General features: G+C 71.4%; 16 protein-coding genes. 9 read left to right on the forward strand and 7 right to left on the reverse strand.

Going from position 1 to position 13830, the window contains the following annotated elements:
• Nucleotides 1-4 precede the first annotated feature (4 nt).
• Nucleotides 5-1270, reverse strand: coding sequence for a peptide antibiotic transporter SbmA (sbmA, locus tag JOD31_RS09305; RefSeq protein ID WP_204950045.1), 1266 nt, complete (start codon nt 1268-1270; stop codon nt 5-7).
• A 115-nt stretch (nt 1271-1385) separates the two neighbouring features.
• Nucleotides 1386-2330 carry a PfkB family carbohydrate kinase gene (locus tag JOD31_RS09310; protein WP_309299041.1) on the reverse strand — a complete coding sequence of 315 codons (945 nt, stop codon included), beginning with the start codon at nt 2328-2330 and terminating at the stop codon, nt 1386-1388.
• Nucleotides 2331-2468: 138 nt separating this feature from the next.
• Here JOD31_RS09310 and JOD31_RS09315 point away from each other — a divergent pair, with 138 nt between their 5' ends.
• Together JOD31_RS09315 and JOD31_RS09320 are read left to right on the forward strand one after the other, a co-directional pair.
• The gene (locus JOD31_RS09315) at nt 2469-3167 is read left to right on the forward strand and encodes a GntR family transcriptional regulator (RefSeq protein ID WP_204950047.1); all 699 of its coding nucleotides are present in this window, start codon (nt 2469-2471) and stop codon (nt 3165-3167) included.
• A 66-nt stretch (nt 3168-3233) separates the two neighbouring features.
• A complete protein-coding gene (locus JOD31_RS09320; protein WP_204950048.1) occupies nt 3234-4229 on the forward strand; it encodes a Bug family tripartite tricarboxylate transporter substrate binding protein in 996 nt (331 codons plus the stop codon).
• Between the two features lie 6 nt (nt 4230-4235).
• On the opposite strand, the gene JOD31_RS09325 is transcribed toward JOD31_RS09320, so the two are convergent.
• Nucleotides 4236-5603, reverse strand: coding sequence for a sensor histidine kinase (locus JOD31_RS09325; protein ID WP_204950049.1), 1368 nt, complete (start codon nt 5601-5603; stop codon nt 4236-4238).
• Nucleotides 5600-6265 carry a response regulator gene (locus JOD31_RS09330; protein WP_204950050.1) on the reverse strand — a complete coding sequence of 222 codons (666 nt, stop codon included), beginning with the start codon at nt 6263-6265 and terminating at the stop codon, nt 5600-5602. The genes JOD31_RS09325 and JOD31_RS09330 overlap by 4 nt, the downstream gene beginning before the upstream one ends.
• 134 nt (nt 6266-6399) lie before the next feature.
• Here JOD31_RS09330 and JOD31_RS19490 point away from each other — a divergent pair, with 134 nt between their 5' ends.
• Together JOD31_RS19490 and JOD31_RS09340 are read left to right on the forward strand one after the other, a co-directional pair.
• Nucleotides 6400-6987 carry a hypothetical protein gene (locus JOD31_RS19490; RefSeq protein ID WP_246482407.1) on the forward strand — a complete coding sequence of 196 codons (588 nt, stop codon included), beginning with the start codon at nt 6400-6402 and terminating at the stop codon, nt 6985-6987.
• A gap of 183 nt (nt 6988-7170) precedes the next feature.
• On the forward strand, nt 7171-8184 hold the full coding sequence (locus tag JOD31_RS09340) for an LLM class flavin-dependent oxidoreductase (protein WP_204950051.1): 1014 nt from the start codon (nt 7171-7173) through the stop codon (nt 8182-8184).
• 11 nt (nt 8185-8195) lie between these two features.
• On the opposite strand, the gene JOD31_RS09345 is transcribed toward JOD31_RS09340, so the two are convergent.
• Entirely contained in the window at nt 8196-9716 is a 1521-nt protein-coding gene (locus JOD31_RS09345) for a sensor histidine kinase (RefSeq protein ID WP_204950052.1), read from the reverse strand.
• A gap of 101 nt (nt 9717-9817) precedes the next feature.
• Here JOD31_RS09345 and JOD31_RS09350 point away from each other — a divergent pair, with 101 nt between their 5' ends.
• From JOD31_RS09350 to JOD31_RS09370, 5 genes are all read left to right on the forward strand, one after another.
• Nucleotides 9818-10453, forward strand: a complete 636-nt coding sequence (locus JOD31_RS09350) for a uracil-DNA glycosylase family protein (RefSeq protein WP_204950053.1) — start codon at nt 9818-9820, stop codon at nt 10451-10453.
• Nucleotides 10454-10533: 80 nt separating this feature from the next.
• A complete protein-coding gene (locus tag JOD31_RS09355) occupies nt 10534-11040 on the forward strand; it encodes an EF-hand domain-containing protein (protein ID WP_204950054.1) in 507 nt (168 codons plus the stop codon).
• A gap of 74 nt (nt 11041-11114) precedes the next feature.
• The gene (locus tag JOD31_RS09360) at nt 11115-11702 is read left to right on the forward strand and encodes a sigma-70 family RNA polymerase sigma factor (RefSeq protein ID WP_271206120.1); all 588 of its coding nucleotides are present in this window, start codon (nt 11115-11117) and stop codon (nt 11700-11702) included.
• Between the two features lies 1 nt (nt 11703).
• Nucleotides 11704-12120 carry a hypothetical protein gene (locus JOD31_RS09365; RefSeq protein ID WP_204950056.1) on the forward strand — a complete coding sequence of 139 codons (417 nt, stop codon included), beginning with the start codon at nt 11704-11706 and terminating at the stop codon, nt 12118-12120.
• A complete protein-coding gene (locus tag JOD31_RS09370; RefSeq protein ID WP_204950057.1) occupies nt 12120-12542 on the forward strand; it encodes a periplasmic heavy metal sensor in 423 nt (140 codons plus the stop codon). The genes JOD31_RS09365 and JOD31_RS09370 overlap by 1 nt, the downstream gene beginning before the upstream one ends.
• Nucleotides 12543-12557: 15 nt before the next feature.
• Here the strand turns inward: JOD31_RS09370 and fae are convergent, their stop codons facing one another.
• A complete protein-coding gene (gene fae / locus JOD31_RS09375) occupies nt 12558-13097 on the reverse strand; it encodes a formaldehyde-activating enzyme (RefSeq protein ID WP_204950058.1) in 540 nt (179 codons plus the stop codon).
• A 25-nt stretch (nt 13098-13122) separates the two neighbouring features.
• Nucleotides 13123-13788, reverse strand: coding sequence for a carbonic anhydrase (locus tag JOD31_RS09380; RefSeq protein ID WP_204950059.1), 666 nt, complete (start codon nt 13786-13788; stop codon nt 13123-13125).
• Nucleotides 13789-13830 lie beyond the last annotated feature (42 nt).

Here is a 13830-nt window from a genome sequence, read left to right on the forward strand (position 1 = left end):
ATCCTCAGACCCGCACGCCCGCGGCGTCCACCTCCGCCTCGGGGGCCTCGAGGTCCTGCGTCGGCGGCTTGCCGCCGTGGATCGTCGCCTCGAAACCGCGAAGACGCTTGTAGATCGACAGCAGCTCGATGATCTGCGGCCACGAGTTCACGAGATACTGGAACGACGACCGCACCTGCTCGAACGCGCTCAGGATCTGCTGCATCGGCCCCAGCGTGATCTTGCCGGCGACGATGGTCGGCGCGAGCACGATGTAGGGAAAAATGTTGTCGATCTGCACGTACGAAATGCGGGCGACGTTGAAGTAGAGATAGTGGAAGTAGAGCCGGAAATAATTCCGGCGGACATTTCCAAACAGCTCCCGCACGGTCGGCGGCTGAGCGCGGCCGGCGTCGTCTTCGCCGTAGACCAGCTCCTTGCGGTAGGCGGCCTCAACGCGCTGGTTGCGGAACTCGAGGCCGGGCAGCTTGACGCCGACCAGCGCCAGGAACGTCGTGCCGAACGCCGCCCACAGGATCGCCGCCGTCACCAGCGGGTGAGGAATCGCGCCCACGATCGGCAGCTCGCTGATCGGGCCGGACAACCGGATCAGCACAGGCAGGAAGGCGATCAGCGTCATCACCGCGTCGATCAGGCTGACGCCGAGCGTCTCCATCTGGGTGGAGAACCGCATGGTGTCCTCCTGCACGCGCTGCGAGGCGCCCTCCACATGACGCAGTTTCGGCCAGAACGACATGTAGTAGTCGTTCATCGCGGTTCGCCAGCGGAAGATGTAGTGCTGCACAAAGAACCGAGTGAACACGCCGACGATCACGGCAACCATGGCGATGCCGATGAACGCGAAGGTTTCGCCATAGAAATCAGGGAGAGTAACAGGCCGGCTTTTCGAGACCGCGGCCTGCACCAGGTCGTAGAACGGCCCGTACCAAGCGTTGATGGCGACCGCCACCTGCACTTGAAAGTAGGTGACGAAGATGATCAGCGCGCTGCCGAGGATGGACCACGGCGCCCACGGATGCTTGGACGTGGCCAACCAGTAGGCCGAGAACAGGCCGACCGCGATCGCATAGTAGACGTAAAACCACAGGAACGGCGCGGAGACGAAGACGGCCGGCCCTATGATCGGCGGCGCATCCGGCGCGGCGGGCGGCAGGCCGATCCAGGTCCCCGCGGCCCAGCCGCCCGCGTACCACAGTCCGATCGCGAGCAGCGACCAGACCACGACCGAGATGAAGAACGGTTTCGGGTTCGGGAAAAACGATACGAACATGCCCGACGGTCTCCACGTGCGCTCCCTCAGCGGAACGGCGACAAGGCATACGCCGGAAGCGGCGAGACGATGGCTTAAAATTTAGAAGGGTTTGCGCCCCGGCGGGCGGGCCGCCTCACCAGACCGCGGCGAGCAGCGCGTCGCGTTCGACCCGGGTCGGAAAGGCGCCGAAGCCGCCTTCGGCGCGGACCGCGAGCGCTCCGCAGGCGGCGGCGTGCCGCAGGCTTTTGGGCCAGTCGCCGGTTTCCGCGAAGGTGGTCGCGAACCCTGCGGCGAAGGCGTCGCCCGCGCCGATGGTGTCGACCGCTTCCACTTCGAAGGCCGGCTGCGTCAGGATCGCCCCGTCCGACAGCCGGGCGATCGCGCCGGCCGCGCCGCAGGTCGCCACCAGCGCGCTGACGCCGAGGGCGAACAGAGCCGCCGCCACCGCCTCGGCGTCCAAATCGGCCTCGACGCCGAGCGCAAGCGCGAGCGCCTCGGTCTCGACCGCGTTCGCGACGACGATGGAGCAGGTCGCGAGGATCTCGGGCGCGACAGGGCGGAACGGCGAGGGGTTGAGCACGGTGATTCGGTCCGCGCCGCGGGCGATCGCGAAGCCCTCGGCGATCGCGGCGTCGCCGATCTCGAACTGGGCGAGCGTCACCGCGGCCGCCTCGATCGCCGGCCGCGCGTCTTGGGCGTCCTGGGCGGAAAGCGACGCGTTCGCGCCGGAGAACACCGCGATGGCCGTCTCGCCGTCTTCGGCGATGAAGCCGACGCCCGCGCCGGTCGCTCCCGGCCGGCGGCGCAGCATGGCCGGGTCGAGATCGGCGTGCGCGAAGGCCGCCGCCGCGAGCGCTCCGAGCGCGTCGTCCCCGACCGCGAACAGGCCGTCGACCTCAGCGCCGAGCCGGCGGGCGGCGACCGCCTGGTTGAATCCCTTGCCCCCGGGCTCCATCCGAAACCCCGACGCGGCGAGCGATTCGCCTGCCACGGGCAGCCGTGCAACGCGTGTCGTGCACGCCGTCACGAAGCTTCCCATAATGAAAAGCTTCGCGCGCGCGCCGTTCTGGTTCATCATAAGTCACGCCCCCCCGACGCGACGTCGTTCCCGCCACCCTGCGCCGAGGGCGCTCTAGCCGCCCCGCATGATATGCTGAAAGCGTTGCACGACACTCCGAGCTTACACAGTCGTCTGCGTTTGCGCGACGACACTGCGATGCCGCTCTATCGGCAACTGGAGCTGCAGATCGCCGCGCTGATCGAGAGCGGCGAGATCGGTCCGGGCGCGACGCTGCCGGCCGAGAGGCAACTCGCGTCCGACCTGGGCGTCAGCCGCACGACCGTGCAGCACTGCTACAGCGCTCTGCGCCGGCGCAGGCTGGTGAGCGCGCATGGCCGTCTCGGCTTCATCGTCGAAGGGCCGACGGAGAAGCTCCACCCCGGCATGGAGCGCCTCAAGGGCTTCACCGAGGAGATGCGCGAGCTCGGCCGCGCCGCGTCGTCGAAGGTGATCGAACGGGTGGTCACCCACGACCGCTCGCTCGCCTCCCTGTTCCAGCAGCCCTCGACCGCGCCCTTCCTGAAGCTCGTGCGGATTCGCTTCGGCGACGACGTCCCGCTGTCGCGGGAGGTCGCCTGGTACGACCTCGGTGTCGCGCCGGAGCTCGCCGAGGCCGACCTGTCGGGGTCGGTCTACGATCGGCTGCGGGAAATCGGCTGCGCGCTGACCCGCTGCGAACAGACGATCGAGGCCGCGACCCCGGACGTGGACGAATGCGCCGTGTTCGGCTTCGAGGAGCCGCTGCCGTGCCTGCTGATCAAGCGCCGCTCCTTCGCGGGCGAACGCATGGTGGAGTACGTCGAGGGCCTCTTCCGCGGCGACGCCTACGCCTACCGGCTCACTCTCGGCGCGTGACCGCCTGACTTTCGGCGCGGGCGCGCTAGCTCGGGAAGGATGCCCCTCGCCGAGGAGACGCCGTCCATGCCGATGCGACTGACCCGCCGCGCCGCACTCGCCGGCGCCGCCGCGACCGCGGCCCTCGGCCTGCCGCTCCCCGCCCGGGCCGCCGCCGTCACGCTGATCGTGCCGTTTCCAGCCGGCGGCGCCGTCGACATTCTGGGGCGGCTCGTCGCCGAGCGCCTGCAGGCGAAGCTCGGAGAGACCGTGATCGTCGACAACCGCGGCGGGGCCGGCGGCATGATCGGCACGGCGGCGGTGGCAAAGGCGGAGCCCGACGGCGCGACCCTCGGCGTCGCCTCGACGTCGCAGCTGATCGCGAACAAGTATCTCTACGCCTCGAGCCCCTACGACCCCGACGCGGACCTCGTCCCCGTCAGCCGGATCGCGACCGGCACCGTGCTGTGCGTGGCGAACGCGAAGATCGCGCAAGACCGCGGCTGGACGAGCTTCCGCGACCTGATCGCCTGGTCGAAGGCCCATCCGGACGAGACCCGCATGGGCTCCTCCGGGCTCGGCCAGGTCTCGCACCTGATGATCGAGCTGGTGAAGGCGCGCACCGGCGCCAAGATCCTGCACGTGCCCTACAAGGGCGGCGGCCCGGCCATCCTCGACCTGCTGGGCGGCACGATCGACATGATGTTCGACGTCATCCCCGCGCTGATGCCGCACGTGAAGGACAAGGCCTTCCTGCCGCTCGCCGTCGGCAGCCGCGACCGCATCCCCGCGCTCCCCGACACGCCGAGCATGAAGGACTTTGCGGACCTCAACCTCGCCGACGTCGACCTGCAGACCTGGTACGCGGTGATCGCCCCGAAGGGCTACCCCGCCGACAGGCAGGCGTCCCTGTCCAAGGCCCTGGCCGAGATCATGGCGGACCCCGCCGTGAAGGCGAGGCTGGAGCCGATCGGCTTCTCGCCCGTGACCGACGCCTCGCCGGACGCGCTGAAGACGCGGATCGCCGAGGAGAATCCGATGTGGAAGGACATGGTGCGACTGTCAGGCGCCAAACTCGATTAGCCGGCTTTATTTCTGCGCGGGCAGCGTCAGCCGGGCGGCCAGACCTCCGGCCGGGCCGCGCTCCAGCGTCAGCCCGCCGCCGTAGAGCTCGGCGAGTTCGCGGGCGATCGACAGGCCGAAGCCGTGGCCGGGCGTGGTCTCGTCGAACCGCCGGCCGGGAAGCAGCGCCTCCGGCAGCGCGTCCTCGGGCAGGCCGGGCCCGTCGTCGGAGATCGTCAGCGCGACCTGCGCGTCGCTTCGCTGCGCATGAACCACGATCGCGCCGCGCGACCACTTGCAGGCGTTGTCGAGCAGATTGCCGGCCATCTCGTCGACATCCTGCGGGTCGCAGGCCACGTGGAGATCGTCCGGGACCTCGACCGCGATCGTCAGCGCCTTGTCCGCGTGGATCGCCTTCAGCGCGACCGCGAGATCGTCGATCCGGGGCTTGAGCTCGGTGCGCATGCGCTGCGGCCCGCCGAGCGCGGCGGCCCGGGCGCGGGCGAGATGATGGCGGATCCGGCGCTCGACGCGGTCGACCTCGGCGCGCAGGGCGCCGTCGGGGTCGCGGCCGGGATCGTCCAGCGCGACCGAGAGCGTCGCGAGCGGCGTCTTCAGGCCATGCGCGAGATTCGCGACGTGCAGCCGCGCGCTCGCAAGTCCCGCGGCGTTCTGCTCGATCAGCGCGTTGAGCTCGGAGGCGAGCGGCTTCAGCTCCGCCGGCTGGTCGTCGGGCACGCGGGCGGCCCTGCCGGCGCGCACCTCGCCCAGCGCCTCGCGCAGCCGGCGGAGCGGCGTCAGGCCGAACCGCACCTGCAACAGCGACGCGCCGACGAGGCCGAGGCCCACCGCCGCGAGCGAGAGCATGAGCGGCGTCAGCGCGTCCTGCATCGGCCCCTCGACCGCGCCGCGCGGCGCCGCGACCGCGATCTCGACCGGTCTGCCGCCTACCTCGACGCGCGTCGCGCGCACGATCAGCGGCTCCTCCGCGGGGCCGCGGCCCTCGTCCATCTTGGGCTTCGGCTCGCGCCAGCGCGGGTCGAACGGCGCCGGCAGCGGCCGCCGCCGCCCGGATTCGAACCCTTCGTCGCCGAGCGAGCCCGACCGCAGGACGGCCGCGCCCTCCTCGTCGACGCGCCAGTACCAGCCGGAGCGCCGCCGGTCGAACGGAGGGCCGTCGACGTTCCGGGACAGGCGGAGCCGGCCGTCCGGGTCGCGCTCCAGCGCGTCGGCGATCGTCGTCGTCTGCGCGTCCAGGCGCTGCTCGACCTGATGCGTCACGAAGCGCTGCAGGATGAAGCCGATGGCGAGGCCCGCGCCCACGAGCGCGACCAGAGTCAGCACAGCCGCCGCGAGCGTCAGCCGGCCGGCGAGGGAGCGCGGCGCGAGCCTCATGCGCCGTTCGCCGTCAGCCGGTAGCCGCGGCCCCGCACGGTCTCGATCAGGTCGCGGCCGATCTTGCGGCGCAGCCGGCCGACGATGACCTCGAGCGAATTCGAATCGACCTCGGCGTCGCCCTCGTAGACCCGCTCCAAGAGCTCCATCCGGTCGACCACCGCCTCCTTGCGCAGGGCGAGGCAGGACAGCACGCGCCACTCCATGCCGGTGAGCTTCAGCGGCAGGCCGTCGAGCTCGAAGGTCCCGAGCTGGGCGTCGAAGGCGATCGGGCCGCAGACCACCCGCGACGACGCGGCGCCGGCCGCCCGGCGCACCAGCGCGCGCAGCCGCATGACAAGCTCCTCCACCCGGAACGGCTTGGTCAGGTAGTCGTCGGCGCCGGCCTTGAAGCCCTCGACCTTGTCGGACCAGCTTTCGCGCGCGGTGAGGATGAGCACCGGCAGGTCGCGCCCTTCCGCGCGCCAGCGGCGCAGAACCGTCGCGCCGTCGACCTTCGGCAGGCCGAGGTCGAGCACGGCGACGTCGTAGCGCTCGGTCGCGCCGAGATGGCCGCCGTCCTCGCCGTTCGCGGCCACGTCGACCGCGAACATCTCCTCCCGGAGCGCGCGAGCCACCCGGTCGGCGAGCGCGGCGTCGTCCTCGACCAGAAGCACGCGCATGGGAAACGTCCTCGAGAGTGGGAGAGGGTTCGATAGACCCGGCGGCTGAACCGAAGCTGAACCGCGCGGTTCAGGCCGGGTTCCACGGCCCTCATCTAGAACGGCGTCATCGAAACCGAACCGGAGATCACCCGATGACGACTGACAACAACGCCCCGACCGCCGAGCCGATCGCCCCGAAGACCGACGCGGCGCCCCGCCCGAAGCGCGGCCGCCGGACGATCTTCGCCGCGGCCGGCGTCGCGCTTCTCGCCGCGGGCGCCGCGGCCGGCGCCGGAGCCGCCTCTTTCGCCCGCCACGGCGGCGGCGAGATGGCGCCGCTGGCGCCGGTCGCGATCTCGGCCGTGAAGGACGGCGCGGTCACCACCGTGAAGGGCAAGGTTGCCGAGATCTTCGGCAACAAGTTCGTCCTGCAGGACGACAGCGGCCGCGCGCTGGTGGAGACCGGCCGCGCCGGCGAGGGCGGCAAGCTCGTCGCGGCCGACGAGGCGGTGACGGTGCAGGGGCGCTTCGAGAACGGCTTCCTGCACGCCGCCTGGATCGTCCGCGCCGACGGCGCGACGGAGAAGGTCGGCGGCTTCGGACCCGGCGGGCCGAAGGAGCACGAGCGCCACGGCCACGGGCCGAAGCGCGGCGAGCGCGAGGACGGCCCGCGCCGCGGCGCGGACGCTCCTCCCCCGCCGCCGGCCGGCGGCCCGGAGCGTCCCGGCGCGCCGCTCTGACCTCTGCGAAGGGGCGCCCCGCGCGGGGCGCCCCTTCCGTTTTGGGCCGCGGGCCCCGATCTTGGGAGCAACGCGAGGCTCGGCGCGCGACGCGCGACCGCCTCTTCCTCCTGCGCATCGCGCGCGGGGGCCGGCCGGGCGACGCCCGCGGCTCCCGCGCGCGACGCCCGATCGGATGATCTCATGATCCCCTTTTCCGTCCTCGATCTCGCGCCGATAGCCGAAGGCTCCACCGCGGCCGACGCCCTGCGCAACTCCGCGTCCTACGCGCAGGCCGCCGAACGGCTCGGCTTCCAGCGGTTCTGGCTGGCGGAGCACCACAACATGACCGGCATCGCCAGCGCCGCCACGGCGGTGGTGATCGCCCATGTGGCGGCCGCGACCTCCTCGATCCGCGTCGGCTCCGGCGGGATCATGCTGCCGAACCATTCGCCGCTGGTGATCGCCGAGCAGTTCGGCACGCTGGCCTCGCTCCATCCCGGCCGCATCGACCTCGGCCTCGGCCGCGCGCCGGGCACCGACATGCTGACCGCCCGCGCGCTCCGGCGCGACGTCAACGCGGCGGCCGAGCGCTTTCCCCAGGACGTGATCGAGCTGCAGGCCTACTTCGCGCCGGCGGTCGAGGGACAGGCGATCCGCGCGGTGCCGGGCGTGGGCCTCGACGTGCCCCTCTGGCTGCTCGGCTCCAGCACCTTCTCCGCCCAGCTCGCGGCGATGCTCGGCCTGCCCTTCGCCTTCGCGGCCCACTTCGCCCCGGCGGATCTCGAAGCCGCCTTCGCGGTCTACCGCGACCGGTTCCAGCCCTCGGAGACGCTGGCAAAGCCGCACGCGATGGTCGCGGTGAACGTGCTGACCGCGGAGACCGACGCGGAGGCCCAGCGGCTGTTCACCTCGCAGCAGCAGGCGTTCCTGAACCTGCGCCGCGGCCGTCCAGGCCCGCTGCCGGCTCCGGTCGACGACATCGGAACGGTCGCGTCGCCCGGCGAGGTGGCGAGCCTTGAGCAGATGCTGCGCTACGCCTTCGTGGGCTCGGTCGAGACGGTCGAGCGGGAGCTGGCGCGTTTCATCGCACGGCTGCAGCCGGACGAGCTGATGGCGACCGGCCACATGTTCGATCCCGCGGCCCGGATCGCCTCGCTCGAGGGCGTCGCGGCGGCGCGCGACCGTCTCGCTGCGGCGGAACGCGTCGCGGCGTGACGCCGAGAGCGTCAGACCACCCGGCGCAGGTCGTCGGCGTACTGCTTGATCGGCGCGAGCGCGCTCATCACGCGCGCCGCGGGGAAGGCGACGATGACCTCGGTGCCTTCCCGCAGCCGGCTCTTCAGCGAGAAGTGACCGCCGTGGAGATCGACCAGCCCCTTCACGATCGGCAAGCCGAGCCCGGCGCCCTGTTCCGCGGTCTTGATGGCGAGGCTGCCCTGGCCGAAGGAGGCGAGCACGGTCGGGATCTCGTTCTCGGGAATTCCCGGCCCGGAATCCGAGACCGACAGGTACTGGCCGCCCGAAGCCATCCAGCCGACCTTCAGCCGGATCTCGCCGCCCTGCGGCGTGAACTTGATCGCGTTCGAGAGCAGGTTGAGCGTGATCTGGCGGAGCGCGCGCTCGTCCGCCCAGAGCGGCGGGAGGCTGGCCTCGTAGACCTCCCGGATCGTGATGCCGCGGTTCTTGGCGCGGAGCTTCAGCAGGCGGTGGCAGTCCTCCACCACATAAGGCAGGCTAACGCTCTCCTCGCGCAGCTCGTAGCGGCCGGCCTCGATGCGCGAGAGGTCGAGGATCTCGTTGATGAGCTGGAGCAGGTGCTGGCCGCTCTGGTGGATGTCGCCCGCATACTCCTTGTAGGTTGGCACCGCATGGGCTCCGAACACCTCGGACTTCATCACCTCGGAGAAGCCGAGGATGGCGTTCAACGGCGTGCGCAGCTCGTGGCTCATCGTGGCGAGGAACCGCGATTTGGCGAGGTTCGCCTCCTCCGCCCGGCGGCGCGCCTCGTCGGAGTTGGCCTTGGCCTGCTCCAGCTCGCCGATCAGCGCGTCCTTCTCCGCCTGAAACTCGAGCGCGCCGAGCGCGTTGCGGTAGAGCTTGCGGGCGAGCAGCAGGAAGTAGATCTCGACCCCGGCCGTCATCCCGGCGACCGCCGCCGAGCCGATGCCGCCCTTGGAGAGGTAAGCGGCGACGACGACGACGGCGATCGGGATCGTCCCCGCATAGACCGCCGCCGGAACGCTCGCGGCGAGCATGACCGGGACCGCGACGCCGACGAGCATCACGAACAGGGAGATCAGCTCGGCGGAGTCCTCGCCGCCGCTGAGCAGGGCGACGATCGATCCCCAGGCGAGGCCGTTGAGGCATTCGGCGAAGACGAACCGGGCCGTCCAGCGGCGCACGTCCAGCCCTTCGGACGGCTGGCGCATGAAGCGCTTCGCCAACAGCCCGATCAGGGCGTGGCCCGCGAACACAGTCGCGAACCAGGCGATCGCGAACTGCGGTTCGGCCCACAGGGTCGCGACGCCCGCGATAACGGCGGCGAGCGTCAGCACGACGACGAGGGCGGACAGGCGGTTCTGGGCGTAGATGCGGGCGAGCTCGACGTCGAACTCCGGACGGATGCCCGTGGTGGAGGTCAGCCGTTCGCGTTCGGCGCGCACTTTCGCCGTCACGGTGCGCCGGCGCTCCGTCGTCGTTTCGCCCGACCGGCCCTCGGCGTCCCGCATGGCCGGAAGATCGAACATGTCCACGTGGAGATCGCGTCCCGCCTCGCCCGGAGATCGTTTGGGGCGAGGATGACCGCCAAAGGCTTAAAAGGGTGCTGACGCGACCGATCAATTGCGGAATGAGCGCCGTGCACTCGCGACCCGACCTCGACGCCCTGGTGGCCGAGATCCGGCGCTGCCGGATCTGCCGCGACGCGCCGCGGGGCGCGCCCCTTCCGCACGAGCCTCGCCCGGTGGTCCGGGCGCGGGCCTCCGCGCGCCTCGTCGTCAGCGGCCAGGCGCCGGGCACGCGGGTGCACGCCAGCGGCCTGCCGTTCACCGACCCCTCGGGCGTGCGGCTGCGCGGCTGGATGGGCGTGACGGACGAGGAGTTCTACGACGAGACCCGGGTCGCGGTGGTGCCCATGGGCTTCTGCTTCCCCGGCCAGGACGCCAAGGGCGGCGATCTGCCGCCGCGCAGCGAGTGCGCGCCGGCGTGGCGGGCCTCGGTGTTCGCCGCCCTGCCCGACGTGGAGCTGGTGCTCGCGGTCGGCCGCCCGGCGCAGCGCTGGCATCTGGGCGAGGACGCCGGGAGTTCCCTGACAGAAGCCGTGATGGACTGGCGGCGCATCCTAAACCGCGCGGCGCCCCCGCGCGTTCTGCCGATGCCGCACCCCTCGTGGCGCAACAACGCCTGGCTGAGGCGCAACCCCTGGTTCGACGCCGATCTCGTGCCGGAACTGCGCCGGCTGGTCCGGGATGCGATCGCGAGATGAAATGGCGCGCAGGGAGAGGGCCCGTCCCGCGTATCAGCCTTCGAAGGGGCCGTTGTTTCCACCCCCACAAGGAGATCATCATGATCCGCATCGCCGCCGCAGCTCTCGCCGCGACCGTCGCCCTCGCTCCGCTCGCAGCCTCCGCCGCCGCCGGCGACGCCCGGCAGGACCGCCTGCAGAAGCGCGCCGAGATGATGTCGAAGCGCTTCGACAAGCTCGACAAGAACAAGGACGGCGCGGTCGACAAGACCGAGATGGAGGCGGCCTCGGCGCGCGCCTTCGACAAGGCCGACACGAACAAGGACGGCGTGATCGACGAGACCGAGGCCAAGGCGATCCGCGACCGCATGGCCGAACGCCGCGGCGACCGCCCGGCGAAGGCCAACCGCAAGGACCGCCTCGAACGGGCGGACGTCGACAAGGACGGCAAGATCACCCGCGACGAGTTCGCCGCGAGCGCGACCCCCTGGCTCATGCGCGCCGACTCCGACAAGGATGGCAAGGTGACGAAGGCCGAGCTCGACGAGTATGTCGGCAAGCTGCAGAAGCGGGCGGACAAGGCGGACGCGAAGCCGGCCGCCCAGTAACGGAGGCTCGAGGCGGAGCTTGAAGGGTGGCGGGCGTCAGCCTCAGGGCGGAACTCCAACGCGACGGGCGCGCCGTGTCCGAGCCTGAGCTCCCGCGGCCCGGCCGCGCCGAGGCGGACGAGGACGACGATCTGGTCGCCCGCGCCGCGGGCGGCGACCAGCGGGCCTTCGCCCGGCTCGTCGCCCGCCACGGCGCCCGCGCCCAGGCGCTCGCGCACCGCTTCACGGGCTCCGCCAACGAGGCCGAGGACATCGTCCAGGAGGCGTTCTGGCGGGTCTGGCGGGCGGCCCACCGCTGGACGCCGGGCGTCGCCCGGTTCTCCACCTGGCTGCACCGCATCGTGGTCAACCTCTGCGTGGACCGCGCGCGGCGCGAGCGGCTGCGACGGATGCTGCCGTTCGCCGACCACTTCGACCCGCCGTCCGAGGCCCCCAGCCCCGAGCGCTCGCTCGGAGACCGCCACGCGGTCGACGCCGTCCGCCGCGACATCCTCGAACTTCCGGCGCGCCAGCGGGCGGCGATCCTGCTGAGCGCCGACGGCGAGCGCTCCAACGCCGAGATCGCCGCGGTGCTGGAGACGACGGAGAAGGCGGTGGAATCGATGCTCGTGCGCGCCCGGCGCACGCTGCGCGCACGCCATCGGGAGCGTGAGGAGGCCTGAGATGACCAAAGGATCCGAGATCGACCTCTTCGCCGACCGGCTCGACGCCTACGGCCCGGACCTGGCGCGCTGGCCCGCGGACCTCGCCGAGGACGCCGCGGCGCTGCTGGCGCGCTCGGCGGAGGCGCGGGCGCGCCAGAGCGACGCCCGCCGTTTCGCGCGACTGCTGGCCTCCGCGGCGGAAGCGCCCGCGCCCAACGGCTTCGCGTTCCGGGTCGTCGGCGAGATCGCGGCGCGGCGGGAGGACCGGTGGTTCCGGCTGTTCGGCTCGCCCGGCCGCTTCGGCCTTGCGAGCGCGGGCCTCTGCGCCGCGGCGGTCGTCATCGGCGTCAGCCTCGGCCTCGCCGCCAGCCCAACCAGCCCGAGCTACGATCCCGGCGACGCCATCGACGTCGCCTTCAACGACGTGGACCTGTGATGGCGCGACGGCCCCACTGGGCGCTCTACGCCGCGCTCGCGCTCTCGGTCGCGCTCAACCTCGGCGGCGCCGGCTATCTGTTCGCGACCGCCGAACGTGGCCGAGGCCCCCGCACGATCGAAAACACGATCGAGACCGTCTCCAGCCGCTACCCCGGCGCCACCGGCGAGGCGATCCGCGCCGCGCTGGAAAACCGGCGCGCCGAGCTGAAGACCGCGTTCGACGACATCCGCACGGCCCGCCGCGCCACCCGCGCCGCGATGAAGGCGCAGCCCTACGATCCCGAGCGGCTGGAAGCCGCCTTCGCGGAGGCGCGCGCAAAGAGCTCCGCGCTGCAGGCGATCGTCCACGAGGCGATCGCCTCCGCCATTCCCGGCGCGCCGACGGACGACCGCGCCAGGATCAGCGACGACAAGGACTGAGACGCGAGGCGCCGCTCAGTACTCGACGACGCCGTCGAGCGCGTAGTGCTTGATCGTCTTGCGGTTCGCGATCAGCTCGTCGATCGTCGGCTCGTTGTTCATCGCGCGCTTGATGGCGAGCTTCATCGCCTCGTAGTTCGTGCGGTAGAGGTCGGGCTTGTCGAGGTTCGGGTCCTCGGCGCAGCGGAGATCGAGCCAGACGGTCACGATGATGCAGATGTCGTTGACGATGTCCTTGGGGATGACGCCGTCGATGACGCTGTCGAGCACGGCGTCCGCGATCGCGCCCTGAACGACGCCGCCGAGCAGGTCGACGTACTCCGCGCCCGGGATCGTCACCTTCGACGTCATCAGCGTGGCGGGCCGGACCAGCTGGTTGAGGTCGCGCACCGCGAACATGCGGGTGTGCCCGACGCTCTGGCCGAGCATGGAGGCGAAGGCCTGGCCGACCGGGCCGTTGACGGCGCCGATCAGGACCTCCGGCATCGCGTCGGTCGCCTGGCCCTCGACGGCCAGAACGGTCGCCTCGCCGGCGCGGAAGATGATGTCGGTCATCAGAAAGCTCCTGTGAAGGTCGTCGTCATTCCGTCGGCACGTCGCACCAGACGCCCCGGGCGTCGTCGCGACACCGGAGGCAACCGTTGGCGACGCCGAAATGCATGGCGGAGATGGCGAGCGACCCGTCCTCGACCCGCTCGCGCACCCAGGGGAAGGTCATCAGGTTCGCGACAGTCACCTCTGCGCAGGCCTGCTCGGCCAGCCGCTCGCGCTCGTCCCAGTCGAGCGAGGCGTCGACCTTGGCGCGCGCCTCGTCGGCGATGTCCATCCAGCTGACCACGAAGTCCGAGGCCTCGGCCGGCGCGCCTTGGAACAGCGCCTTCACGCCGCCGCAACCGGCGTGGCCCAGCACGACGATGCGGTGAACCTGAAGCACCCGCACCGCGAACTCGACCGCGGCGCTCGCGCCGTGATGCGCCTGGTCGGGCGCGTAGGGCGGCACCAGCGCCGCGACGTTGCGCAGCACGAACAGTTGTCCCGGCGCTGCGCCCAGGATCTGCTGCGGATCCACGCGGCTGTCCGAGCATCCGATCACCATCACCTTCGGCGACTGGCCCTGGGCGAGGCGCTCGAAACGGCGTTGCAGCTCGGGCCAGGCTTCGGCGCGAAACCGCCGGTAGCCGTCGAAAAGAGCGTCCAGCGAACCCGCCCGCCCGGGCGTCGTCGCGGGGCTGTGACCGTCGTTCATGAACCGCTGCCCCCTGTCGCCGCGTAAGGTTGAAACCGTGAT

Origin of the sequence: Methylopila capsulata, assembly GCF_016907975.1 — a bacterium.
GTDB lineage: Bacteria > Pseudomonadota > Alphaproteobacteria > Rhizobiales > Methylopilaceae > Methylopila > Methylopila capsulata.

Coding starts and splice junctions, on each gene's coding strand:
- sbmA (WP_204950045.1), bottom strand. CDS start 1,270: ATGTTCGTATCGTTTTTCCCGAACCCGAAACCGTTCTTCATCTCGGTC.
- JOD31_RS09310 (WP_309299041.1), bottom strand. CDS start 2,330: ATGATGAACCAGAACGGCGCGCGCGCGAAGCTTTTCATTATGGGAAGC.
- JOD31_RS09315 (WP_204950047.1), top strand. CDS start 2,469: ATGCCGCTCTATCGGCAACTGGAGCTGCAGATCGCCGCGCTGATCGAG.
- JOD31_RS09320 (WP_204950048.1), top strand. CDS start 3,234: ATGCCGATGCGACTGACCCGCCGCGCCGCACTCGCCGGCGCCGCCGCG.
- JOD31_RS09325 (WP_204950049.1), bottom strand. CDS start 5,603: ATGAGGCTCGCGCCGCGCTCCCTCGCCGGCCGGCTGACGCTCGCGGCG.
- JOD31_RS09330 (WP_204950050.1), bottom strand. CDS start 6,265: ATGCGCGTGCTTCTGGTCGAGGACGACGCCGCGCTCGCCGACCGGGTG.
- JOD31_RS19490 (WP_246482407.1), top strand. CDS start 6,400: ATGACGACTGACAACAACGCCCCGACCGCCGAGCCGATCGCCCCGAAG.
- JOD31_RS09340 (WP_204950051.1), top strand. CDS start 7,171: ATGATCCCCTTTTCCGTCCTCGATCTCGCGCCGATAGCCGAAGGCTCC.
- JOD31_RS09345 (WP_204950052.1), bottom strand. CDS start 9,716: ATGTTCGATCTTCCGGCCATGCGGGACGCCGAGGGCCGGTCGGGCGAA.
- JOD31_RS09350 (WP_204950053.1), top strand. CDS start 9,818: ATGAGCGCCGTGCACTCGCGACCCGACCTCGACGCCCTGGTGGCCGAG.
- JOD31_RS09355 (WP_204950054.1), top strand. CDS start 10,534: ATGATCCGCATCGCCGCCGCAGCTCTCGCCGCGACCGTCGCCCTCGCT.
- JOD31_RS09365 (WP_204950056.1), top strand. CDS start 11,704: ATGACCAAAGGATCCGAGATCGACCTCTTCGCCGACCGGCTCGACGCC.
- JOD31_RS09370 (WP_204950057.1), top strand. CDS start 12,120: ATGGCGCGACGGCCCCACTGGGCGCTCTACGCCGCGCTCGCGCTCTCG.
- fae (WP_204950058.1), bottom strand. CDS start 13,097: ATGACCGACATCATCTTCCGCGCCGGCGAGGCGACCGTTCTGGCCGTC.
- JOD31_RS09380 (WP_204950059.1), bottom strand. CDS start 13,788: ATGAACGACGGTCACAGCCCCGCGACGACGCCCGGGCGGGCGGGTTCG.